Origin of the sequence: Parabacteroides sp. AM08-6 (genome assembly GCF_003473295.1) — a bacterium.
Lineage (GTDB): Bacteria > Bacteroidota > Bacteroidia > Bacteroidales > Tannerellaceae > Parabacteroides.
Window position 1 is genome coordinate 65,437 of record NZ_QRMP01000005.1, and the last position, 24,107, is coordinate 89,543.

19 protein-coding genes and 1 rRNA gene are annotated in these 24,107 nt (G+C 43.0%); 6 read left to right on the forward strand and 14 right to left on the reverse strand.

The window, feature by feature from the left end; translation table 11 throughout:
* Positions 1-20: 20 nt before the first annotated feature.
* Entirely contained in the window at positions 21-827 is an 807-nt protein-coding gene (proC, locus tag DW103_RS05780; protein ID WP_122274716.1) for a pyrroline-5-carboxylate reductase, read from the reverse strand.
* 137 nt (positions 828-964) lie between these two features.
* On the opposite strand from proC, the gene DW103_RS05785 reads away from it, so the two are divergent.
* The gene (locus DW103_RS05785; protein ID WP_122274717.1) at positions 965-2,152 is read left to right on the forward strand and encodes an aminopeptidase C; all 1,188 of its coding nucleotides are present in this window, start codon (positions 965-967) and stop codon (positions 2,150-2,152) included.
* 98 nt (positions 2,153-2,250) lie between these two features.
* Here the strand turns inward: DW103_RS05785 and DW103_RS05790 are convergent, their stop codons facing one another.
* The 7 genes from DW103_RS05790 to argR all read right to left on the reverse strand — a co-directional run bounded on the left by DW103_RS05790 (position 2,251) and on the right by argR (position 9,801).
* Entirely contained in the window at positions 2,251-2,817 is a 567-nt protein-coding gene (locus DW103_RS05790; protein WP_122274718.1) for a copper resistance protein NlpE, read from the reverse strand.
* 135 nt (positions 2,818-2,952) lie between these two features.
* Positions 2,953-5,187, reverse strand: a complete 2,235-nt coding sequence (locus tag DW103_RS05795; RefSeq protein WP_122274719.1) for a S9 family peptidase — start codon at positions 5,185-5,187, stop codon at positions 2,953-2,955.
* 156 nt (positions 5,188-5,343) lie between these two features.
* Positions 5,344-6,471, reverse strand: coding sequence for an aspartate aminotransferase family protein (locus tag DW103_RS05800; protein ID WP_122274720.1), 1,128 nt, complete (start codon positions 6,469-6,471; stop codon positions 5,344-5,346).
* Between the two features lie 23 nt (positions 6,472-6,494).
* Entirely contained in the window at positions 6,495-7,463 is a 969-nt protein-coding gene (gene argC / locus DW103_RS05805; RefSeq protein WP_122274721.1) for an N-acetyl-gamma-glutamyl-phosphate reductase, read from the reverse strand.
* A gap of 5 nt (positions 7,464-7,468) precedes the next feature.
* Positions 7,469-8,668, reverse strand: coding sequence for an argininosuccinate synthase (locus tag DW103_RS05810; RefSeq protein ID WP_122274722.1), 1,200 nt, complete (start codon positions 8,666-8,668; stop codon positions 7,469-7,471).
* Positions 8,669-8,715: 47 nt separating this feature from the next.
* On the reverse strand, positions 8,716-9,300 hold the full coding sequence (locus DW103_RS05815) for a GNAT family N-acetyltransferase (RefSeq protein WP_122274723.1): 585 nt from the start codon (positions 9,298-9,300) through the stop codon (positions 8,716-8,718).
* 57 nt (positions 9,301-9,357) lie between these two features.
* Positions 9,358-9,801: an arginine repressor gene (gene argR, locus DW103_RS05820; protein ID WP_122274724.1), complete on the reverse strand. Its 444-nt coding sequence runs from the start codon at positions 9,799-9,801 to the stop codon at positions 9,358-9,360.
* Positions 9,802-9,981: 180 nt separating this feature from the next.
* Here argR and DW103_RS05825 point away from each other — a divergent pair, with 180 nt between their 5' ends.
* Complete coding sequence (locus DW103_RS05825; protein ID WP_122274725.1) at positions 9,982-10,776, forward strand: M48 family metallopeptidase; 795 nt, start codon at positions 9,982-9,984, stop codon at positions 10,774-10,776.
* 268 nt (positions 10,777-11,044) lie between these two features.
* Here the strand turns inward: DW103_RS05825 and DW103_RS05830 are convergent, their stop codons facing one another.
* Positions 11,045-12,838, reverse strand: coding sequence for a MutS family DNA mismatch repair protein (locus tag DW103_RS05830; protein WP_122274726.1), 1,794 nt, complete (start codon positions 12,836-12,838; stop codon positions 11,045-11,047).
* Between the two features lie 184 nt (positions 12,839-13,022).
* Between DW103_RS05830 and DW103_RS05835 the strand changes: the two genes are divergently transcribed.
* The gene (locus DW103_RS05835) at positions 13,023-13,862 is read left to right on the forward strand and encodes a phospholipase A (protein ID WP_370453464.1); all 840 of its coding nucleotides are present in this window, start codon (positions 13,023-13,025) and stop codon (positions 13,860-13,862) included.
* A gap of 64 nt (positions 13,863-13,926) precedes the next feature.
* Positions 13,927-14,706, forward strand: a complete 780-nt coding sequence (locus DW103_RS05840; protein ID WP_122274728.1) for a transporter substrate-binding domain-containing protein — start codon at positions 13,927-13,929, stop codon at positions 14,704-14,706.
* Positions 14,707-14,806: 100 nt separating this feature from the next.
* Here DW103_RS05840 and DW103_RS05845 read toward each other — a convergent pair whose 3' ends face one another.
* The 3 genes from DW103_RS05845 to pruA all read right to left on the reverse strand — a co-directional run bounded on the left by DW103_RS05845 (position 14,807) and on the right by pruA (position 19,594).
* Positions 14,807-16,627 (reverse strand): thiol protease/hemagglutinin PrtT, encoded by a 1,821-nt coding sequence (locus tag DW103_RS05845; RefSeq protein ID WP_122274729.1) that lies wholly within the window; start codon positions 16,625-16,627, stop codon positions 14,807-14,809.
* 60 nt (positions 16,628-16,687) lie between these two features.
* Positions 16,688-17,857: a proline dehydrogenase family protein gene (locus DW103_RS05850; RefSeq protein ID WP_122274730.1), complete on the reverse strand. Its 1,170-nt coding sequence runs from the start codon at positions 17,855-17,857 to the stop codon at positions 16,688-16,690.
* Between the two features lie 105 nt (positions 17,858-17,962).
* Entirely contained in the window at positions 17,963-19,594 is a 1,632-nt protein-coding gene (gene pruA / locus DW103_RS05855; RefSeq protein ID WP_122274731.1) for an L-glutamate gamma-semialdehyde dehydrogenase, read from the reverse strand.
* 186 nt (positions 19,595-19,780) lie between these two features.
* On the opposite strand from pruA, the gene DW103_RS05860 reads away from it, so the two are divergent.
* A complete protein-coding gene (locus DW103_RS05860; RefSeq protein WP_122274732.1) occupies positions 19,781-19,969 on the forward strand; it encodes a ferredoxin in 189 nt (62 codons plus the stop codon).
* A 50-nt stretch (positions 19,970-20,019) separates the two neighbouring features.
* On the opposite strand, the gene DW103_RS05865 is transcribed toward DW103_RS05860, so the two are convergent.
* Both DW103_RS05865 and fucO read right to left on the reverse strand, forming a co-directional pair.
* Positions 20,020-20,532, reverse strand: coding sequence for a ferritin-like domain-containing protein (locus DW103_RS05865; RefSeq protein ID WP_122274733.1), 513 nt, complete (start codon positions 20,530-20,532; stop codon positions 20,020-20,022).
* Positions 20,533-20,644: 112 nt separating this feature from the next.
* On the reverse strand, positions 20,645-21,805 hold the full coding sequence (gene fucO, locus DW103_RS05870) for a lactaldehyde reductase (RefSeq protein WP_122274734.1): 1,161 nt from the start codon (positions 21,803-21,805) through the stop codon (positions 20,645-20,647).
* Positions 21,806-22,424: 619 nt separating this feature from the next.
* Here fucO and DW103_RS05875 point away from each other — a divergent pair.
* Positions 22,425-23,953: ribosomal RNA gene (locus DW103_RS05875) — 16S ribosomal RNA — on the forward strand.
* Positions 23,954-24,107: the final 154 nt, after the last annotated feature.

Genomic DNA, 24,107 nt, shown 5'->3' on the forward strand with positions numbered 1-24,107 from the left:
GATTGTTGTTTATCTTTTTATTATTTGCTTGCTTTCAACCCCCGGATAACGGAAGAGGTGAAGCCGGAAAGTTCCATCTCGTTCAATCCTTTGATGGTGATACCCCCCGGAGTTGTAACTTTATCGATTTCCATTTCCGGATTACTTTTGTTTTCGAGGAGCAAATCGACCGCACCTTTTACTGTGTGGACTACAATTTCCTGTGCCTGTTTCGGATAGAACCCCAGTTCGACACCTCCTTCTATGGCTGCACGAATGTAACGGAGGGCGAAAGCGATACCGCTGGAAGCCAATGCTGTTCCGGCTGTCATCAGCCGTTCTTCTACCAACATGGCATTTCCCAGTTCATTGAAAATACGGATGATTAAATCGGTCTGTTCCGGGGTCGCATTGCGGGCGGCAACGAAAGTCATGCTACTTAGCACTTCGATAGCCGTATTAGGCATGATACGGAAAATAGTCGGGGTCGCGAGACAATCGTCGAAACCGCTGTTTTTAGTCAGATAAGTGTTCAAAAGGTCGAATGTGATACCGGCAGCTACGGAAACAATCATTTGTTTGTCGTAGTTCACAACTCCTTTAATTTGGTCGATAATCTCTTCCACACGCCAGGGTTTTACCGCAATGATAATGATGTCAGCACCTTTTACTGCTTCCACATTGTTCAGCGAAAGGACGAAATCCGGATTTGTATTTTTTATGTTGTCCAATGTAGCCTGCGACAGGGCAGTGCAAGTAATATCCGATGCTTTGAATATATTCCCTTTTGCCAGGCCTCGTGCGATGGCTCCACCGATGTTTCCGGCTCCGATAATCGTGATTTTCATAAGAAATCTCCTTTGTTTTTATGTCTTTTATTCTATAAATGTATGCAATAAGGCAACAAATGTAAATAAAATAATCGTATCTCTGAATTGCTTATTGTATCTTTGCTGTCAAATTGCTAAACTAAAAAATATATAGAATGAAGAAATTTTGGCTTGCCGGCTTGGTGCTGGCTTTTTCGCTCTCAACTGTGGGAGCTCAGGAAGCGGGGGAGTATGTGTTTACTCCGGTGAAAGAGTTGAAGATAACTCCGGTAAAAAATCAAAATCGTACGGGGACTTGTTGGTGTTTTTCTACGATAGGCTTCTTGGAATCTGAGTTGCTACGCCAAGGGAAAGGTGAATATGATTTGTCGGAAATGTATATTGTCAATCATTCTTATAAAGATAAGGCTGATAAATATGTACGTTTACATGGAAAACTGAATTTTGGACAAGGTGGTTCCTTCGAAGATGTTTTGGTAGCATGGAAGGAATATGGCATTGTTCCGGAATCGGTAATGAAAGGTTTGGAATATGGTGAAGATATGCACGTGCACAATGAATTGAGTGAATTGGCTGAGGCTTACCTGAAAACAATTATCCGTAATCCGAACGGAAAACTATCTCCGGTATGGCGTGAGGGATATGATGGTATTATCGATTCTTATTTAGGTAAATTGCCTGAAAAGTTCACTTACAACGGTAAGGAATATACCCCGATGAGCTTTGCTAAGGAGCTGGGTTTGAATATAGACGATTATGTTTCGCTGACCTCATATACCCACCATCCTTTCTATACAACTTTCCCGATTGAAGTGGAAGATAATTGGCGTTGGGCTGATTCTTATAATTTGCCGTTGGATGAACTGATGGAAGTTTTCGATAATGCCATTAACACCGGCTATACGATTGCATGGGGAGCCGATGTAAGTGAAAAAGGATTCACCCGCAACGGTATTGCTGTTGTTCCTGATATCAAGTCGATGGAAACATCCGGTTCCGATCAGGACAGATGGGTCGGCTTGAGCAAAAAGGAAAAAGATGATGAAATCAATAAGATGATTGAAAAACCGGGTTGCAAAGAGTTGACAATCACCCAGGAAATGCGTCAGAAAGATTACGATAATTATCAGACTACCGACGATCATGGCATGCAGATTTACGGTATTGCCAAAGATCAGACCGGTAAGAAATTCTACATGGTGAAAAACTCATGGGGTACGGACAACAAATACAAAGGAACTTGGTATGTATCGGAACCGTTTGTCGCTTATAAAACGATGAATATTGTAGTTCACAAAGATGCGCTGCCTAAAGCTATCAAAGCTAAACTCGGAATTAAATAACGAATAATTCAATTCTTATTGAATAAAAAAAGAGGCCTTCAACAAATGTTGAGGAGCCTCTTTTTCAATGTACAAAGATGTGCTGTGAAGATGTATTTTTATTGAACGAGTGTTAGCGTGTAATTAAGGTCGGAAGCTGCTTTCTGAAGTTCCTGGTTCAGCATTGTGAGACTGTCGCCTTCTGCTTGGAAATAGAAAACCATGCTGCCGTCGCTTGGAATAAGTTCGTAAACGACTGCACTTGCATCAGTCGGTACGCCTTTTTTAACTTTACGTTTACCGGTAGAGGAGAACGTCTGGTCTTTCCCGTCTTCTGCTTCCAGATAAGTAGCATCTAATTCGTAAACACCGTCGTCACTATCTTGCTGATAATATAAAGTCAGGTCGTAAACGATACCGGGTCCGTCGGCTGCAGGAACGGTTCCTTTATATTTTTTCTGTACGACAGCGCCCTTTTTCGGATCTACCTTTAGGGAATCGCGCATGTTGATAGCTTTTACCGGTTTTTCTTTTACGACAGGTAATACAGGTGTTGCCGGCTGTACGGGGACGGTTTCAAGGGATACACTTTCCTCTTCCACTTCTACGGGAATATTTTTGTTGGCTTTCCCGCTACATGCAGCTAAAAATCCCAGAGCTGCTACTGCAATCAAATACTTTTTCATTATTTCTGCTTTTATTTAGTTATTTGAGAACTTTGGACATATAACAAAAGTCCCCCCGCATTTTGTTTTGCAGAGGGACTTTTTTAACTAATTGCGAAAGGAATGTGTATGTGATTGTTTGGTGATTGACAGTGGTTATTTTCCTCCGGCCGGTAAATGTTCCAACCAGTATTTTGCCATCGACTTGCGGAGGTGAAGAGTGGTTCCCGGACGTTCGTAAATACCATGGCTACGCATCGGATAGCTGAGTTGGCTGAACATTTTGCCTGCTTTTACCAATTCATTTACCAGCATTTCGCAATTCTGGTAATGGACATTATCATCCCCAGTTCCATGTATAAGCAGCAGATTCCCTTTCAAGCCTCCGGCATAGGTGATAGGAGAGCCTTTACGGTATCCGTCGGGATTGTTTTGCGGAGTATTCATATACCGTTCCTGATAGATTGTATCATAAGTGCGTTGGTCTGCTACGGCGGCGATGGCTATACCGGTACTGAATACCTCAGGATAACGAAACATACAGTTTAGTGTCTGGCTGCCACCTCCGCTCCAACCGGTAATGCCGATACGTGAAAGGTCGATAAATGGATACCGGCGTGCCATATCCTGTATGCCGCGTGCCTGGTCTTCGGAAGCAAATGTCCCAACTTCCCCATAAATACATTTACGCCATTTGCGGCCTCTCGGAGCGTTAGCTCCACGGTTTTCAATGCTTACGACAATATATCCCTGGTTGGCCATGTATTGATTCCAAAGGTCACCACCGCCCCATACGTCTTGTACGGTAGAGCCGGCCGGCTCACCATAAACTTCGATGATGACCGGATATTTTTTTGAAGCATCGAAATTTACCGGTCTAATCATATAAGCATCCAGTTCCAGTTCTCCGGAAGTGACTTTGACAAACTCTTTCGGATTCAGCCCGAGTGCTGCATATTGTTCTTTTGCTTTTGTGTTTTCTTCAAGCATACGAACCGACTGATGCTTTGGGAATGAAACCATGTCGATAATAGGCGGAGTAGACGCATTACTATAGGTATGTACGGCCCATTTGCCCGTAGGCGACATGTTATACCGGTGCTGACCCGGTTCTGTTTCCGGACTTAAACGTTTTGCTTCACCTTTACCGGATAAATTGGCACAATACAAATAGCGTTGTGTGAAATTATCCGGTGAAGCGATGAAGTAGACCAATCCTTTCTGTATATCCGTCCCTACCGGTTCGATGTAGTCGAAATCACCTTTCGTAATCGGTTGAATATCTTTTCCATCACGGCTTATACGGTACAGATGGCGCCATCCGCTACGTTCACTTTCCCAAGTGAAATAACGGTTCTTATCCAGCCATTGTATATGCTCGTTAACATCCAGCCAGGCAGCATCCGTATCTGTGAAAATGTTGACAGGGGTTGCATTGCCAATCGTCGCAATCCATACTCTATTTGTATTTTGGGTACGGTTGAGTTGTTGAATAAACAATTCGTTGCTTTCCGGGATGAAATCCATGCGGGGAATGTAGTTGTTTCTCGGATCTCCGGGAATCTTAATCCAGGTCGTTGTTCCTCCGGAAGCCGGGAGATACCCCACCTTTACGGCTGAATTTGTTGTACCAGCCTTTGGATAAGGGAAATGTAAAATAGTCGGATAAATAGAGTCGACATTGTTTATTATATCGAACACACCGGTTCCTTCCGTATCACTCTGCCAATATGCAATATAATTGCCGTCCGGACTCCAGCGGAAACCATCGCGGCAATTGAATTCTTCTTCATATACCCAGTCGAATGTTCCGTTCACGATAGTCCGGCTACCGTCGTGTGTCAATTGGGTAATTTGACCGATGTTGATATCTTCTACATATATATTATTATTGGATACATAGCCGACCCGTGTACCGTCCGGAGAGAACTTGGCAAACATCAGGGAGGATTCGGGCAATTCTTTACCCAATTGATGAAGCGTACCGCTTTTTAAGGAGAGTACCCAGTAATCCCCTCTTGTGTCGTATCGCCAGACGCGTTTTGTGTTTGTGTAAATCAGTACTTTCTCATTGTCTGCGCTCCATGAAATAGAACGGATGGGGATTGGTTTGCCGGTTTCTTTGTTGATAAACAGGGTTGAAGGGATAATCACCTCACGTTTATTATCTTTGGCCCGGTAAGCAACGACATCTGTTCCTCCTGTTTCGGTATTCCGTTCCAAGCGGCTGTAGCGTTCTCCATCTTTCAGCCAAGTCATAGCACCGATACCCTGGGTTTGAATAAGTTGTCCGGTAATGACTTCTTCTAAATCCAGTGTTTTTTGTGCTGAACATACACCGCTCCACATCAGAAAAAAAGCGGTGGCAATGATGAGTTTGTTTAGTTTCATTATCGTAATAGCATTATTTATGATACAACAAAGAACGGAATGTTTCCTGAAACGGCAAAGTAAAAGGATTGAAAATAAAATAAAAAGAGAGCATTTCAAACGAGTTGAAAACTCTTTGAAACACTCTTTTTTATTAATCAAGAACAACTAAGCGAATTAAGCATTCAGCACTTTACGGAAACGCGCGATAAATTCTTTGGCTTCGTCGATGCTGAGGCAAAGTGGGGGAAGCAGACGGATTGTATTGGTTCCGGCCACTCCGGTAAATACTTTCTCTTCAAAAAGCAGTTTGCTTCGAACTTCTTTTATCGATTCTTCAAATTCTATACCAATCATCAGACCACGCCCGCGGATTTCTTTGATACCCGGCAGTTTGTGAAGTTCTTCCAACAGATAAGCACCAACTTTAGCCGCATTATCTATCAGTTTTTCATCTTCCATAATGTCCAATACGGCAATTGCCGCGGCACAAGCCAGATGGTTACCGCCGAATGTGGTTCCCAGCATGCCGTAAACAGGCTTGAACATCGGACTAATAAGCAGACCGCTCATCGGAAAACCGTTGCCGATACCTTTTGCCACCGTGATTAAATCCGGTTTGATACCGGCATATTGATGTGCGAAGAATTTACCGCTACGTCCATATCCGGACTGGATTTCATCTAAAATCAGGCAAGCTCCGTATTGCGTACATAAAGTACGAAGCTCCTGCATGAACTTGTCTGACGGAAGCTGGATACCGCCTACTCCCTGAATACCTTCGATGATAACGGAAGACACATCCCCTTTTTTCAGTTCGGTCTCTACGGCTACCGTATCATTCAGAGGCAAGTAGGTTACTGCCAGGTCTTCATTTACCGGAGCAATGATTTTCGGATTATCCGTTACTCGAACGGCAGCAGAAGTACGTCCGTGAAACGCATGTTTGAAAGCGATAACACGTTTTTTCCCATTGTGGAAAGAAGCCAGTTTCAAGGCATTTTCGTTTGCCTCGGCTCCGGAATTTATCAGGAACAGGGAATAATCGTCATAGCCACTGGCTTTTCCCAATTTGTCTGCCAACTTTTGTTGCAGGCTGTTGATAACGGAGTTGGAATAGAAACCTAATTTGTTTACCTGCTCCGTGATTGCTTTTACATAGGTCGGATGACTGTGCCCGACAGAGATAACGGCATGTCCACCGTATAGGTCGAGGTACTCGTTTCCCTCTTTGTCCCATACCTGGCATCCTTTGCCTTTTACAATCTCTATATTAAATAATGGATAGACGTCAAATAAATTCATACTAAATCATCTTTTTGTTAATGTTAAAAAGCCGATGGTTTCAAATGCAGTCCGACCGTTTCTTCCAGTCCGAACAACAGATTCATGTTGTGGACTGCCTGGCCGCTGGCTCCTTTTAGCAGGTTGTCTATCATAGATATGATAAGCAACTTATCTTCATATTTTTGTAGATAGATGAGACATTTATTTGTATTCACCACCTGTTTAAGGTCCGGATTTTTATCCGTGATGAATGTGAACGAATGGTCCTCGTAATATTCTTCGTAAATACGCTTGATTTCATCCAGGCCGATTTTGCAGTCGATATAAGTAGTTGCAAAAATACCGCGGGAGAAATTACCTCGTACCGGGATAAAGTTGATTGCACTGGTGAAACTATTCTGCAACTGGCGTAAACTCTGTCCGATTTCAGCAAGATGTTGATGGGTGAACGGCTTGTAGATAGAGATATTGTCGTTTCGCCAACTGAAATGAGAAGTAGCCGACGGTTTCACACCTGCTCCTGTCGAACCGGTGATTGCATTGACATGCAACTCGGAGTTCAGCATTAAATGTTTAGCTAACGGTAAAACGCCCAACTGGATACAGGTGGCAAAACATCCCGGGTTTGCAATATGTCGTGCCTGACAAATGCGGCGACGATTCAGTTCCGGCAGTCCGTAAACGAAATCGTGTTCCGGGCTTTCGATACGGTAATCCATACTGAGGTCGATAATCTTTACATTTTCGGGTACGGTATGACTTTCCATAAATTTTTTCGTATCGCCGTGAGCGGTACAAAAGAAGAGCAAATCAATCTGTTCCAACGGTAATTGGTCCGTGAAGACCAAATCTGTTTCACCGTATAAACCGCTATGTACGTCTGTTATCTTGTTGCCGGCATTACTGGTACTGTTCACAAATGTAATCTCGGCGTCCGGGTGATTAATCAGCAGGCGAATAAGTTCGCCTGCCGTATATCCCGCACCACCTATAATTCCAATCTTTATCATAATTATTAAATCTCTTCGTCTTTGTGGTTAGTATAATACACACGCAGCGGGGTAGAGGTCACCTTGATGAAGCCTTTCGCATCTTCGGCAGTCCAACCCTTTTGCATTTCGCCGTATTCGCCGAACTTGGTTTTTACCAGGTCGTCTTCCGATTCCACACCAACGGTAGAGAAGGAGAGCGGGCGGAGTTCAAGGATTGCCGTTCCGTTCACATTCCGTTGTGATTCCTGAAGCATTGCTTCTATATCCCGCATAACCGGTTCCAGATACTGACTTTCGTGTAGAAACATACCATACCAATTAGCCACCTGGTCTTTCCAGTACTGTTGCCATTTGCTCAACGTGTATTTTTCAAGGAAACGGTGGGCACCGATAATCAACATCGGAGCTGCAGCTTCGAAACCTACACGGCCTTTGATACCGATAATTGTGTCGCCCACATGCATATCGCGACCGATACCATAAGCTGCACCGATTTCTTCCACTTTCTGGATTGCCTTGATTTTATCTTCGAATACTTCTCCGTTGACAGCATGTATTTCACCTTTTTTGAATTCGATGCGAAGTTGTTCGCTGCCTGTTTTTTCCACTTGTTTCAGATACGCGCTTTCGGGTAGTCCCTGTGCGGAGTCGAGGATTTCGCCGCCACAAATGGAGGTTCCCCACAGACCTACATTGTAGGAATATTTCAGTTTGGTGAAGTCGGCTTCAAAACCATGTTCTTTCAGATAATTGATTTCGTAGTCGCGGGTCAATGCCATATCGCGGGTCAATGTGATGATTTCCACTTTCGGAGCCAACACGAGGAAAGTCATATCGAAACGAATCTGGTCGTTGCCTGCTCCCGTCGAACCATGTGCGATAGCGTCCGCGCCGATTTCGTTGGCATAGCGGGAAATCGCCAATGCCTGGAAAATACGTTCGGAACTGACGGAGATGGGATAAGTGCCGTTACGCAGTACATTACCGAACACCATATATTTCAAACTCTTTTCGTAATATTCTTTGGTTACGTCTATCGTAACATATTTGACAGCACCCAGTTTGTAGGCATTCTCTTCATTTTGTTTCAATTGTTCCGGACTGAAACCTCCGGTGTTGGCACAAGCTGCATATACATCGTATCCTTTTTCCTTAGCCAGATACATGACAGTAAACGAGGTGTCCAAACCTCCGCTGAATGCAACTACTACTTTCTTTTTCATCTTATCTTGTTTTTATATTATATATCGTTTCTAAATAATTTCCCGGCTTATAGTTTGTTCCGTTTTTCCTCTTCCCGTTTGATGTTATGCGGGTCGCTGGGGTCGTAAAGCATAGCCGTACAAATACAGAACTTGCGTTTCTTCTCTACCAATATACCATGGTTGATGCAACCTTCGCAACCACGCCAGAAAGCTTCGTCATCGGTCAGTTCGTTGAACGTAACGGGTACGTATCCCAGTTCCGTATTCATCTTCATTACGGCAGCGCCCGATGTCAGACTGAATATTTTGGCTTTCGGCCATCGTAAACGTGCCAGGGTGAACGAGGCATCCTTGATACGTTTCGCCAACCCCAATCCCCGGAATTTTTCAACTACAATCAAACCGGAAGTGGCCACGAATTGTTTGTTTCCCCACGATTCGATATAACTGAATCCTGCAAATTCGTCTCCGGCAAGGGCGATAATCGCTTTCCCTTCTTTCATTTTCTGTGCCACGTATTCGTGTGTACGTTTGGCAATACCGGTTCCGCGTACTTTTGCGGCAGCTTCGATAGTATCCAGAATGGTGTCTACATAGACTTCGTGTGAAGCATCGGCTACCATTACGTCAATTTCTATTTCTTGTCCCATTTTATGTTTGTTCTTTGTCTTTTGTTTTTATCGGGCGAAATACTTTTCGCCCTTACCTTATATGAAATGCGATAGCGCTTTTACTATTTTGTCGCGACTGATACCTTCGCGGGGAATAATCAGTATGGTGTCATCGCCGGCAATTGTTCCCAGTATTTCGTGGGGCGAATGGGTATCGATGTCCGAAGCTATTCCCATTGCATATCCGGGACGGGTTTTGACGACAGCCAGATTACCTGAAAATTCGATGTTCGGATGGTGTTGCGTCTGTTCCTTCCTGGGCTGCATAAGAGTCGAATAATCGGGTAGGCGATATACATAATTGCCGTCCCCGTCGTGTACTTTGATAACTTTCAGCTGCTTGATGTCGCGCGACAGCGTAGCCTGGGTCACCTGAAAGCCTTCTGCTTCAAGTTTTCGAAGCAACTCTTCCTGGTTCCCTATCGTTTCCGTCTGTATGGTACGGCATATAGCATCCAATCGTTCTTTTTTTGTACTCATGTTGTATATTTATGCAAAACGGTTGCAAATATAAAGAGTATAATTGAATAATTATACATTGTTCGTCTCTTTTTTTCAATTATCCTGCATATTTTATTTCTTTCGTGGAAAAGATATTTTCAAATTGTTATATTATTAAAAGAAATGATATTTTTGCATCCGTAAAAAATAGATAGAACAATGAAGAAGATTGTAGGATTATTTGTCGCAATGTTATTGCTGTTAAGTAGTTGTGGAAGTGTTCCCCTGACCGGAAGAAAACAAATGTTGATTGTCTCGGACCAGGAAGTGCTTTCTTCCAGCCTGACTCAATATAGTGATTATATCAAATCGGCTCAGAAATCGGCAGATAAGGCAAAAACCGAGATGGTTGTTCGTGTCGGGAAGCGGATTGCCGCCGCAACGGAGGAATATCTGAAGGCAAATGGCATGGAGAGTGAAGTGAAGAGTTTCTCCTGGGAATTTAATTTGGTGAAAGACCCGCAAGTAAACGCTTTTTGTATGCCGGGTGGAAAGATTGTTGTATATGAAGGTTTGTTGCCCTTAGTTGCTTCAGACGATGAACTGGCTGTTGTAGTCGGTCACGAAGTTGCGCATGCCGTGGCCAAACATAGCAACGAACGTATGAGCCAGCAGTTGATGGCCCAATACGGAGCTGCTATCGTAGGACAAGCGTTAAGTAATAAGTCGGCAGCTGTCCAGCAAGTGGGAAACACGGTGTATGGACTGGGTGCACAATATGGCGTCATGCTTCCTTTCTCCCGCAAACATGAGTCGGAGGCCGATTATATGGGGTTGGTCTTTATGGCTATGGCCGGTTATAATCCGGAAGTTGCCGTCAATTTCTGGCAGAAAATGTCGGCCGGTAAAGAAGGCTCCACTCCTGAGTTTATGAGTACGCATCCGAGTGATGCTACCCGTATCAATGATATTAAGCAATATTTGCCGGAAGTGGAAAAGTACCGGAAGAAATAAGTTTTACTATTCATGGTATGCAACAGATATTTTATCCGGCCCTATTCCAAATTCGGTCGCATGCTTTTTCAAATTTATATAGCAGCAAATTTTATGTTGATAACTGTCAGCCAGCTGGCCGATAACCGTCAGCCAGTTGGCTCATAATTATCAACCAGCTGGCTGATAATTATCGGCCAGTAAAAATGTCGGCAACAATTTCTGAAAAGGATGGGTACAATTATTTAAAGGATAGAGACTTATGTTTCTCTTTCTAGTGATTGCCGGATTAAATTGTTATGCCCATTTTTTTCATCAGGAAACAGGCATTCATATTTTGCGCAACACCTTCACGTAATTGATAGGAGAAAGTGAGTTCGTTATTCGTGATGTCTGCCTCAAAGCGGTAGTTCTTGATTTGATTCGGAAACTCCTGCTCCAATTCGCCCAATGCCAAATCGTGTGTGGCAATGATGCCGCAGGCTTGGTAGGCTACTAATTGTTTCATTAATGCAAGCGAACCTTTTTGTTTATCGATGGAATTGGTTCCTTTCAGGATTTCATCTAAGATGATAAATAACTTTTCCCCTTGCTGCAAACGGTTGATAATCATTTTAAGGCGTTTCAATTCCGCAAAGAAATAAGATTCATTGCTCATCAGTGAGTCTGCAGTTCGCAGGCTTGTCACCATTTTTGCCGGATATACAGTGAGCGAATCGGCACAGACCGGAGCACCGATACAGGCTAACAGATAGTTGACGCCGATTGTGCGCAGGTAGGTACTTTTCCCGGCCATATTAGCCCCGGTGATAATCAGGAACCAGGGACTTTTCTCAATTGCAATGTTATTTTTTACACATATATCCCGCCGGAGTAGTGGATGTCCGAGCGCTTTCCCTTCCATTTTAAAATAAGTGTCTGCTATTTCAGGGTAAATATAATCCGGATGATTGAAGGCAAAGCCACCCAGTGAACAAAAGGCATCGAATTTAGCTAAGGCATTAAACCAATGGATTGTATCATGGGCGTATGTTTCATTCCATTTTTCTATTTTCATAGCCATGCGTGTGTCTCGTAACGTAAAAATATTCAGGACCACTCCGATAGCGCTGAAACGCTGGTCTAAGGCTCCGATATACATGGAAAGCTGTTTGATGATTTGTGAAGCTGTTTTACCGTTTTCCACTAACTGGTTGCTGATGTCGGCAAGCTGGCGGGAGTGGAAGTTTTCTCCCTCTATGCTTTTCATCTGGTCGGCATACGTATATAAAATCTTTTCCATTTTGTTGACGGAATTATGTAGGTCGACAATCTGTTTGGAGCGTATATAGGAAAGTACAAAGGAGAAAGCAAAGAATAGACCGGCAAAAACGCCCGGAATCAGGTTTAGAAGATAACCTGTGAAAATGAGCACCCAGATACCGGGTATTAGCCAGATAAGCAATTTCCATAGAATGCGTTTGATAAAATAAGGTTTGGTTTCAGCCAGTGAAGTAAGTAAGCGTAAATCATTTCGCCCTCCCGGTTGCAGCATACCGGTTACGTAAAAATGTTGCCTTAAATATGAAAATGAGCTGAGTTCTCGAATAGCTTCCTGCCGTTCCAATATCTCTTTTTTATCGGTCAAAGGGTGGATAAACCAGTCGGACAGCATTTCTTTTCCGAGGTAAGTAACGGTTCGATTGACCGACTGGAAAAGAGACTGTTCGCCGAAGATGTCTAAATCCAAGCTGAAAGAGTGGTCGGCAGAACTTTTTTCAGATGCTCCGTCGAAAGCCTCAAAGTCATAATCCAGCCCTTTCAGTTCGTTGCGGCAGAGTTCGACCAAAACCTCCGCATAACTTTTCCGGGCGGATAGTTTGGTATGCCAGACCATTAGGGCAATAAAAGGAACGATACAACCGAAGATTGCTCCACTCAGAATAGTCCAGTCTTGTGCTTTGAGCAGCCATATCAAAGCAATCATGCCTGCTGCAATAAACAACCGGATACTGCCGAGCAAATGTATTTTTCGTTTCAAACTTTCGACTTGACGGCTATAAGCTTCTATGTTTTCCTGATAATATTGATATATTTTTTCCATGCCGGCAAAGGTATGAAAAATGAACTAACCCGTATATAATTGGTTTTAATAAAAAAGGATACTTGAATTGACTAATATTCATTTCGTACGGGCTAATTACCCACTTTTTTATCCTTTATATTTGTGAGCGTTTTGTGATTGATAAAAGTCGCGCGTGCGAAACTTGAATAATAGATGAATGTTTATGAAAAAAGTGGTTGTTTTTCTGTCGGCTTTGCTGGCTGTGAACGGTATTCAGGCCCAAAATAAATTGGAACAGAAAATTATAACGAATACTTATAATGCCGATAGTGTACGTGCCGTTTTGGATAAGATGTCCTATTTCACACTGTTTAAGGACAATTATTTTATCGGAGGAACAACGATAGGGCATAAGCCGACTGCAGCCAATTCGGACGTTAAGTTTCAGTTGAGTATTGCTCAACGTCTGACGAAGAGTAAACTTCCATTTGATACATATCTGTTTATTCAATATACGCAGAAGGCTTTCTGGAATGTCTTTCAAAAGTCGTTGCCTATGAAAGATTTGAATTTCAATCCTGGTATCGGTTTGGGACATTTGATTATCCGCCATAATAAATATATAGGGAAAGGTTATCTAATGCTGGAGCACGAATCGAATGGAAAAGACAGTACGGCTTCCCGCAGTTGGAACAAAGTAACTCTCGCAGCAACTGTCGTCCTGACCAACAATTGGGAAGCACAATTTAAGACTTGGATTCCGATTGTCGACGGGAAGTACAACAAAGATTTGTTGAAATATAATGGAATATTCCAAGTGGCGGCCAATTATCGCACAAACAATCGCCGTTTTAATTGTGGTGTGATTTTGACAAAAAGGAAAACTTGGCTCAGTTTTAATACGCAAGTCGAACTCAGTTATAAATTTAATAACAACGAGAATCAGTATTTCTTTCTCCAATACTATAATGGCTATGGCGAAAACCTGTTGGAATACAATCGGTTTAAGAGCATGTTACGCATAGGCTTCGTGATTAAACCGACAGATTTCAGCCTTTATTAATGTAATTGAAAATATAAACTATTAATTGTGTATATTTGCCACTGTCTAAATTTGTGGTAGTATCATGGATAAACTGAAAATCGGTTTGTTAGGGAAAACACTATTGGGATTCTTCTTGATAGGCTGCACAACAGTTGGAAAAGGACCTATAGAAAGCCTTTCTGATTTGAAAGGGTTGAATGTCGGAGTTCCGCGGGGAACTACACATGAGATTTATATGGCCGAACATACCGAAGCTAATCTTAAAAGCTATGATGGAACAATGGAGGCTATTGCAGCTTTGCGCCAAGGGCGCGTTGTAGCTGCCGTGACGAATAAGGCTGTAGCTACTGTTGTCGCCAGGCAGGATTCTTCTTTAAGGATTGTTCCTGTCGAAATGGGAGAAGACCCGGTTGCCATTGCTATCGGTAAAGGAAACATTTCACTGAGAGATTCGATTGATGCTATTATTTTGTCATTGACATCGGAAGGTGTTTTGGATGAGATGGCGAACCGCTGGTTAAACGCGTCCGGTGAATATTTGCCTGTCCCTGTGGTGATTCCTCAAGAGGGTACTCCTTTGCGCGTGGCTGTTTCTGCCAGTCGAGAACCATTCTGCTTTAAAGATGCCGATGGCAAAATCTGTGGTTTTGATGCGGAATTGGCTTATCGGATTGCCGGATGCCTGAACCGGCCTCTGCAATTTCAGGATATGCCGTTTTCTACGTTAATAACAGCCGTGCAGACTGGCAAGGCGGATGTTATCATTTCTTTGATGGACTATACGGCTGAACGGTCGAAAGTTGTCGATTTTTCTGTCCCTTATTTTAAAAGTCAGCGTGCGATGCTTCAACGAAAAAAATAAGGTCTTAAACTTATGCCTTGACTGGTACTTATGTTTTCCGGCAAAAATGCCCAAAGTGTCATCCGGTACTTTGGGCATTTTTGGAATTGTTTGAAAAAACTTATTTGTTTTTTATGACTTTATGAGTGCTTGTCCCTTTTGCCGTAGATACTTCAATGATATATACGCCTTTGCCGGATGTCCCGATTGGCAGGGAAATCGTGAAATCGTTATTAGCCTGCTGTTTTTTCAGTAGACGGCCGTCCATATCATAAATAGAGATTGCCAGGATTTCGACAGGTGAAGATATTTCTACATTTCCGGTTGCTGTATAAATCACAGAAACAGCTTTCTCTTGTTCTATTGTTTCGTTTGTTGTCGGGTCACTAACCTCGATTTCTCCAGCTGTATCGCTTCCATTTCTGATTTTTTGCCAGTCGGTAGCATCTGAACTGCGGAAAACAGCGCATAATTTGTCATCCGGTGATAGGGGGCCGGAGATCAAGCAGGGAATGGAGCCGGCTATTCCGTAATAAATCGGGATGGAAGTCGATTCTATGTCGGAAATGATTTCTTTGATATTGTCATTGTTGTCGACTAAAGCCACTGCTATGTCTCCATTAAATTCGCGGATGCTGAAATTGAATATGATACCGAAAGATACAGTAAAATTGGAATTGGCAACAATCGGATCATCTGTAGATATACCATTGTATTGCACTCCGCCATCCTCGCCGGCCTGGTAACCCAGAATATCTTGGTACAAAGAACTACTTTCCGCTTTCTTTAGTCCGATTATGGCATTTTGTCCGATAGAGAAACCTCCGCCACTGTTACCTCCCGTACCTTGTTGTTCAGGATTAAGAACATCTAGCAGGAAGTATCCGTTAGCCAGTCCGCCCCATCCCCAGTTGATATGATAGTAATTATCTGCATTGTAACCGTCGAGTACGAATTGGTGGCCTTCTTTTTGGTCATTCTCTCCGCCATACACGACCGGACGATTGTTGTCTATTTCGTTTTTCATAATCTCATCCCATTCGTCTTCCGTATAGAGTTCTCGTAGTAGAACTTGGAGCGATTTATCATATTTCATGTAATTAACCAAACCTTGTGCTGCGGTTATTGTCAGAGCACCGCTATTATCGGGGGCATAATCCATATCCGACATGACACCGCAATCGTACATCAGGGTCGCTACATTTGATGCTTCCTGGTCGGTATATTGTCCGGAAACATAACTCAGGGGCATGTTTATCCAATCATAATTGGTATTGAAAGTTGCCGATAAAGGTAATTGATAGGTTTGCGTAGTATAAGAATGGCTACCTTCTCCTACATCCGGCCATTCGTGGTAACGCATTACTATAGCTAATGCCGTTGCTACACATCCGGTTGGTGTTTTTTCCCCACTGACGGTCGGACAGAGATTATTGTAAGGAGCCGTTTGGTTCCATAGTGCCGTATTCAATAAGTTCGACTGGGATTTTAACAATAAATCTCCTCTTTCCAAGGCTGTCCAAGCATCTTTTGTGGCTGGGGAAACGGCTGGTTTTGCCTCTCTTATCCAATTGATTTGCTGTTGATATCCTTCAAACCAGGCTTTTACATTGGATGGGATGGAGGTCGTCTGGAATGATTGCCGGGTACTGTATCCGAGAATAGGATATACGTCATCATCACCGGAAACAACAATAAAACCGTTTCCTTCGGACACGTTGAATACGTAGAAGGTTGCCTCTTTTATGACTGTCCCTGATTTGGTTTCCATTCCGGCATCCGACCACACTAAATTCAATTGACTGGCCGGAGCTTTAGTTCGACTGAAATTGCTGTTTAGAAAACGGGTCGCTGCATTTTGTGCCTGTTGTACGCTGATAGGTGCTGCACCTAACGATGTTGCTAATAAGAGCAAGAATAAAGCGGTAGAAAATCTTTTCATAAACTTCTTTTTAATAGTTTGAACTTCATTTTTTTATTGAATGAAACAAACTATTGGTGGTTAAAGTTTTTTCCGTCGCCTCATTTCAGCTTTTATCATACGAAGTTCCCGCCCGGTCTGTCCGGCAACGGAAGTGTTCTCCTCCGCGCGACGTATCAGATAGGGTAAAACATCTCTGACAGGTGCATAGGGAACATATTTGGTTACATTGTAACCTTCATGGGCAAGATTGAAAGAAATATTATCGCTCATTCCCAGCAATTGGGCGAAAAAGATGCGTTGGTCGTTTCTCTTGAGTCCTTTTTCGTCCATCAATTTGGCCAGCATGTAATTGCTCTCTTCGTTATGTGTTCCCATGAAAATTTCGAAAGATTCGAGATGCTCCATGGCAAAACGTACGGCTTCATTATAATTTTCGTCGGTAGCCTTTTTATCTTTGCAGATGGGGTCGGGGTATCCGAGCGCGGCTGCACGCAGCCGTTCCGCTTCCATATAAGCACCACGTACGAATTTAACACCGGCAATATATCCTTTTTCTTTGGCATCATCCAAGATACGACGTAGGTAGGGCATACGGTCATGGCGATACATCTGTAAGGTTGCAAAGATAATGGCGCGTTTTTTGTTGAATTTGCGCGTTGCTTCATCGGTCAGTTCATCCAAAGCGTCCTGGAAACAATAATCTTCAGCGTCCACAATTAGACGAACATCGTTTTCGTAAGCCCGTTGGCAGAAAGCCATGAAACGTTCCTTAAATTCCCGGAAAGCTTTTATTTCTTCAATTGTCAGTTCTTCTCGTTTTTCGGATACTTTGGCTAATAATTCGTCGGTGGTGATGGTGGAAGGTTTAAATACGGCGTATGCCAGATTATCATTTCCTTTCGCAAAATCAATGGAACGTATTGTTTCTTCGAAAGTCACCTGTATGCCTTTCGGGGTTTGTTCGCCTTCGGCAGAAAAGTCCAGAGTGGAACGTACGTTATAACGCATTAAATGGTTTATTATTTTGTTGCAGTCTTGCAGCGTCTCTCCGCCTACGAATTGTTTGTATAAAGTCGGCTTAACAGCCCATGCTAACGGGAAATGTATTTTTAGCGCGATATTGCTTCCTATGCTGGCACATTTTACCAACCACGGATATTTAATCGTGTTGAACAGTAAATAAGCGTTTTTCAACTCAGACTGCGATTTGGCTGAAAAAGCGATTTCGGTATTATTGAAGTCTAACATAGTATTGATTTGAAAGTCGTTTGATTTATGCTTTGTACTAATGAATGATATTTATTTGTGCATATATCTATAAATCATCATTTATTAGTACAAAGCATTTTGTTGTTATTTTTCTCCAAGAAATGGATATCCGTAGTTTGTGGGCGGAACGAGTGCTTCCTTGATACAACGTGGATTTGTCCAGCGTATCAGATTTAACGGACCACCGGCCTTGTCGTTTGTACCGGATGCACGTGAACCTCCGAATGGCTGTTGCGCGATAACTGCACCTGTCGGTTTGTCGTTGATATAGAAGTTGCCGGCCGCGTAACGTAATTTATTGAATGCAGCTTCTATAGCGTAACGGTCGCGTGCAAAAATAGAGCCTGTCAGCGCATAGGGAGAAGTACGGTCGCAAAGTTCCAGTGTCTCTTCGTATTTGTTGTCGTCATAGACATAAATTGTAATAACCGGACCGAAGATTTCCTCTACCATACTTTTGAACATCGGATTTGTTGTTTGGATAACAGTCGGTTCTACAAAATATCCCACTGATTTATCCCCGTTACCGCCAAATATAATTTCAGCATCCGGCGATTGTTTCGCATAATTGATATAATTCATGATATTATCGAACGAAGCTTCATCGATAACTGCATTGATGAAATTGGTAAAATCTTGGACATCACCCATTTTGATTTCTTTCAGCATATCACCGACCATCTCTTTTACCTCTTTCCACAGAGAAGCCGGGATATAAGCACGTGAACCTGCAGAGCATTTTTGTCCTTGGTATTCGAATGCACCACGTACGATAGCAGTCGCGATGTCGGCAGCCGGAGCCGATGGGTGAGCGAAAATGAAGTTCTTTCCTCCTGTCTCACCGACAATTTTCGGATAAGATTTGTAGTTACCCAGATTTTCACCCATCTGACGCCATAAAGTGTTGAATGTAGCTGTAGAACCAGTGAAATGGAAACCGCCCAAGTCGCGGCTGGCTGTGATGACTTTACCGATAACACTGCCTTGTCCGGGAATAAAGTTTACAACTCCATCCGGCAATCCTGCCTCTTGAAATACTTTCATCAGCAGATAATTGGAATGGATAGCTGTTGTCGAAGGTTTCCATACGGCGACATTCCCCATCATAGCCGGAGCCATGTTCAGATTGGAGGCAATTGAGGTGAAATTAAACGGAGTCAGGGAGAATACGAACCCTTCAAGTGCCCGATACTCCATACGGTTCAGGATTCCTGTTTCCGAATAGGGCTGGTCTGCATAGACCTGGCTGGCATAGAATGTGCTGAAGCGTAGGAAGTCTATTAATTCGCAAGGGGCATCGATTTCAGCTTGAAATGGATTTTTACTTTGTCCCAACATCACGGAAGCGTTTAGCAGATAGCGATATTTTGTAGCAAACAATTCTGCTATACGTAACATTACGGATGCGCGTTCAACCCAAGGCAACTCGGACCATTCTTTATGTGCTTTCATTGCAGCATCGATTGCCATTTGTACTTCCTTTTCGCCGGCTTTGTGATAAGTAGCCAGTACATGGTGGTGGTCATGAGGCATTACAACTTTTCCTGTATTGCCGGTTCGGATTTCTTTGCCTCCGATGATTAGCGGAATATCCCATTCTTCTGAAGAAAGTTGGGCTAACATCTTTTTTAAGGCAGATTTTTCACTTGAACCTGGGGCATAAGCTTTTACCGGTTCGTTGATGGGTTTAGGAAACCTAAAGATTGCATTATCCATGGTGTTCTTTATTTATTTAGAGATATTTAGTATGCTGTAAACATAGTAATTAAATTTTAAATGAAAGATAGAGAATCGTTAAATTAATTTTAAAGAGAATATCTTTGTTAATTTGTCTGAGGATAAAACAATTAGGTCTGCGACGCTGTTGTTTCCATATATTAATCATCTTAATAAAATAAAACTATGGCTATAAAAAGTGTTTGGATTGAAGAGGATTGCATTGCTTGTGGTACTTGTGAAGGAATTTGTCCGGAAGTTTTTCAGGTAACGGATCGTTCTCACGTTAATGAAGGGGTTGATTTCAACGATTATGAAGATGAAATAAAAGAAGCAGCCGAAAGTTGTCCGGTGAGTGTCATTAAATATGATTGAAAAAGAAGGGAGATACGTTGCCGCATCTCCCTTCTTTTTTCGTGTTTGAGTTATTTGCCTAATAGGGACTGTCTCATTTTTTCAATATCTCTCAGGTAATCTTGTAAATCCTGTTCGTGTTCTTCTTCCATCGCTAGAATATGTTTTGCGATATCGCAAGTTGTGAAATCTTTGCCATCGGTATATTGAGCGATTTCCTGATACCTGATGATTGCACAACGTTCGGAAGAAACATTTTGATTTAACAAACTGACAACATCGAAATCTGTTGGTATGTCGTACTTACATCTGGCCAGTTCAGACCATTTTTTCGGGTCTAATACCGGAGTTCCTTCCAACTCGATAATTCGGTCGGCAAGTAGTTTGGCATGTCCAAGTTCCTCTCCGGCATGTTCTTCGAATTCTGCCTGAACGTTTGCACGCATAGCTCCTTCTGCAACTAATGCTCCAATCCAATACTGATAATAAGCTAACCATTCTTCCGATAATGCTGCATTCAGCTGTGTTAACAGGTTGTCTACATCTAATTTTCCCTTTAAAATCTTGACACTTTCTTTTGCCATAACTGTAAAATTTAGTTTTGTATAACGCTTAATTCTATTGTAGAAACAACTGGTGCAAGCGATTGTTCAAGCTAAATTTACATCCGGCAATTATTTATTCTTTTTTAGTCTCTTACTTGTATGCTTTTTTATAAAGGGCAAATAAATCGTCAATCGTTACATCTCTGGGATTTCCCGGTGTACATACATCTGCAAAAGCTGATTCAGCCAATTGGAGGAGATCTTCTTCTTTTACTCCGATTTCATTCAGCTTTTGAGGGATTCCTATTTTTAAGGAAAGTGCTTTTACTGCATTGACTGCAGCCTGTGCTGCCTCTTCGGTATTCATGTTTGCTGTGTCGCAGCCCATCGCTTCGGCTATATGACGATACTTTTCTAATGCTGCAGGCATATTATATTCCATCACATAAGGCAATAATAATGCGTTGGCTACTCCGTGTGGAATATTATAAAAAGCCCCTAAGGGATGGGCCATTCCGTGTACTGCCCCAAGTCCTACATTACTGAAGCCCATACCGGCTATATATTGAGCTGTAGCCATTCCATTGCGAGCTTCCAAATTTTTTCCGTTTTCCACCGCATTAGGAAGATGGCGGGCTATCATTTCAATGGCTTTTAGTTCGAACATATCGGACATTTCCCAAGCTCCTTTCGTTATATATCCTTCTATCGCATGTGTCAGAGCATCCATTCCTGTTGCTGCCGTGAGCGATTTGGGCATGGAACTCATAAGTTCTGCATCAATAATAGCCAAGACTGGGATATCGTTCGGATCTACACATACCATTTTTTTTACATGCTCTTCGTCTGTAATAACATAGTTGATTGTGACTTCGGCAGCAGTACCGGCTGTTGTAGGCAAGGCTATAACTGGAACGGATTTATTCCGGGTATTGGCTACTCCTTCCAATGATACAACATCGGAAAATTCCGGGTTGTTGGTAATGATGCCAATTGCCTTTGCTGTGTCAGTAGGAGAACCACCCCCTATAGCAATCATAAAGTCGGCGCCGGAAGCGGCATAGGCAGTAACTCCTGCTTTTACATTAGTGACTGTCGGATTTTGTTTTACCTCAGGAAAAACAGAGTAAGGTATTGAGGCTGCATCTAGCACGTCTGTTACTTGTTTGACAACCCCAAATTTAACAAGATCATTGTCTGTAACAATGAAGGCCTTGTGAAAATTTCTTTTTTTTACTTCTTCCGGAATTATGTTCCGTGTACCTACTCCAAAATAGGAGGTTTCATTTAGTATAATTCTATTCGTTTTCATTGTAATTTTAAATATGTGGGCAAAGGTAGAGTAGAACATAAAGTGGATAATTTATAAATCTGATAATTATAGTTTGCTTTTTGAGAAATATGCTGGTGAAAGTTTTTTGATTTAATTGATGGATGGTAAATGATGCAGACAGAAAGATTAAATCGACAAGTAACGGTTTCTATACATTATTATATGGGTGTATATTCAACGAGCTTAATTGCCGGAGAAACACGTTTCTCTCTAATTTTTATGCCGGATATTTTTTTTATTCCTTAACCGTCAGTACGTCAGGTCTTAGCAAATAGTTTTGGGGAGTGTGTATGAAAAAACTTTGAAAAACATTTGGAGCTTATGTTTTATAACACTACTTTTGCACCCGCATTCAAGCGAGAGTGTGTGGCAAATGATGGAGTAAAAACTTTTCAAAAAAAGTTCCGAAAACATTTGGAAGGAAAGGGATAAAACATTTATCTTTGCACCCACGTTCGCAAAATAAAAATGCGCCAAGTTCTTTGAAAGAATTACATATCAACTAAAGTAGTACAAGAGACGTAGAAATACGAAACATACCGTCAAGGTAGAACTACGATAAGAAGGAAGATGTCCTGAGCAAGAAAAAACAATTTAAACAACGAAGAGTTTGATCCTGGCTCAGGATGAACGCTAGCGACAGGCTTAACACATGCAAGTCGAGGGGCAGCGGGGAGTAGCAATACTCCGCCGGCGACCGGCGCACGGGTGAGTAACGCGTATGCAACCTACCTACCAGAGGAGGATAGCCCGGCGAAAGTCGGATTAATACTCCATAAAACAGGGGTCCCGCATGGGAATATTTGTTAAAGAAGCAATTTGCTGGTAGATGGGCATGCGTTCCATTAGGCAGTTGGCGGGGTAACGGCCCACCAAACCGACGATGGATAGGGGTTCTGAGAGGAAGGTCCCCCACATTGGTACTGAGACACGGACCAAACTCCTACGGGAGGCAGCAGTGAGGAATATTGGTCAATGGGCGCGAGCCTGAACCAGCCAAGTCGCGTGAAGGATGAAGGTTCTATGGATTGTAAACTTCTTTTATAGGGGAATAAAGTGCGGGACGTGTCCCGTTTTGTATGTACCCTATGAATAAGCATCGGCTAACTCCGTGCCAGCAGCCGCGGTAATACGGAGGATGCGAGCGTTATCCGGATTTATTGGGTTTAAAGGGTGCGTAGGTGGTAAATTAAGTCAGCGGTGAAAGTTTGTGGCTCAACCATAAAATTGCCGTTGAAACTGGTTAACTAGAGTGTGTTTGAGGTAGGCGGAATGCGTGGTGTAGCGGTGAAATGCATAGATATCACGCAGAACTCCGATTGCGAAGGCAGCTTACTAAACCATAACTGACACTGAAGCACGAAAGCGTGGGTATCAAACAGGATTAGATACCCTGGTAGTCCACGCAGTAAACGATGATTACTAGGAGTTTGCGATACACGGTAAGCTCTACAGCGAAAGCGTTAAGTAATCCACCTGGGGAGTACGCCGGCAACGGTGAAACTCAAAGGAATTGACGGGGGCCCGCACAAGCGGAGGAACATGTGGTTTAATTCGATGATACGCGAGGAACCTTACCCGGGATTGAACGCATTTGGACCGGGGTGGAAACACCCTTTCTAGCAATAGCCATTTGCGAGGTGCTGCATGGTTGTCGTCAGCTCGTGCCGTGAGGTGTCGGCTTAAGTGCCATAACGAGCGCAACCCTTATCACTAGTTACTAACAGGTCGTGCTGAGGACTCTGGTGAGACTGCCAGCGTAAGCTGTGAGGAAGGTGGGGATGACGTCAAATCAGCACGGCCCTTACATCCGGGGCGACACACGTGTTACAATGGTGGGGACAAAGGGCAGCTACCTGGCGACAGGATGCCAATCTCCAAACCCCATCTCAGTTCGGATCGGAGTCTGCAACTCGACTCCGTGAAGCTGGATTCGCTAGTAATCGCGCATCAGCCATGGCGCGGTGAATACGTTCCCGGGCCTTGTACACACCGCCCGTCAAGCCATGGGAGCCGGGGGTACCTGAAGTCCGTAACCGCAAGGATCGGCCTAGGGTAAAACTGGTGACTGGGGCTAAGTCGTAACAAGGTAGCCGTACCGGAAGGTGCGGCTGGAACACCTCCTTTCTGGAGCAAAGGATATCGTCCAAAGTGGTGAGGCCTATAGGTATGTGCTTGTACTACGGTTGAATATGTATAAAAATATGATCTTGAAACTGGAATGGCCGGTAAAGAGAAAGATGAAGCTGGGAGCGTAGCTCCCGGGCAACAAACAGTTGAC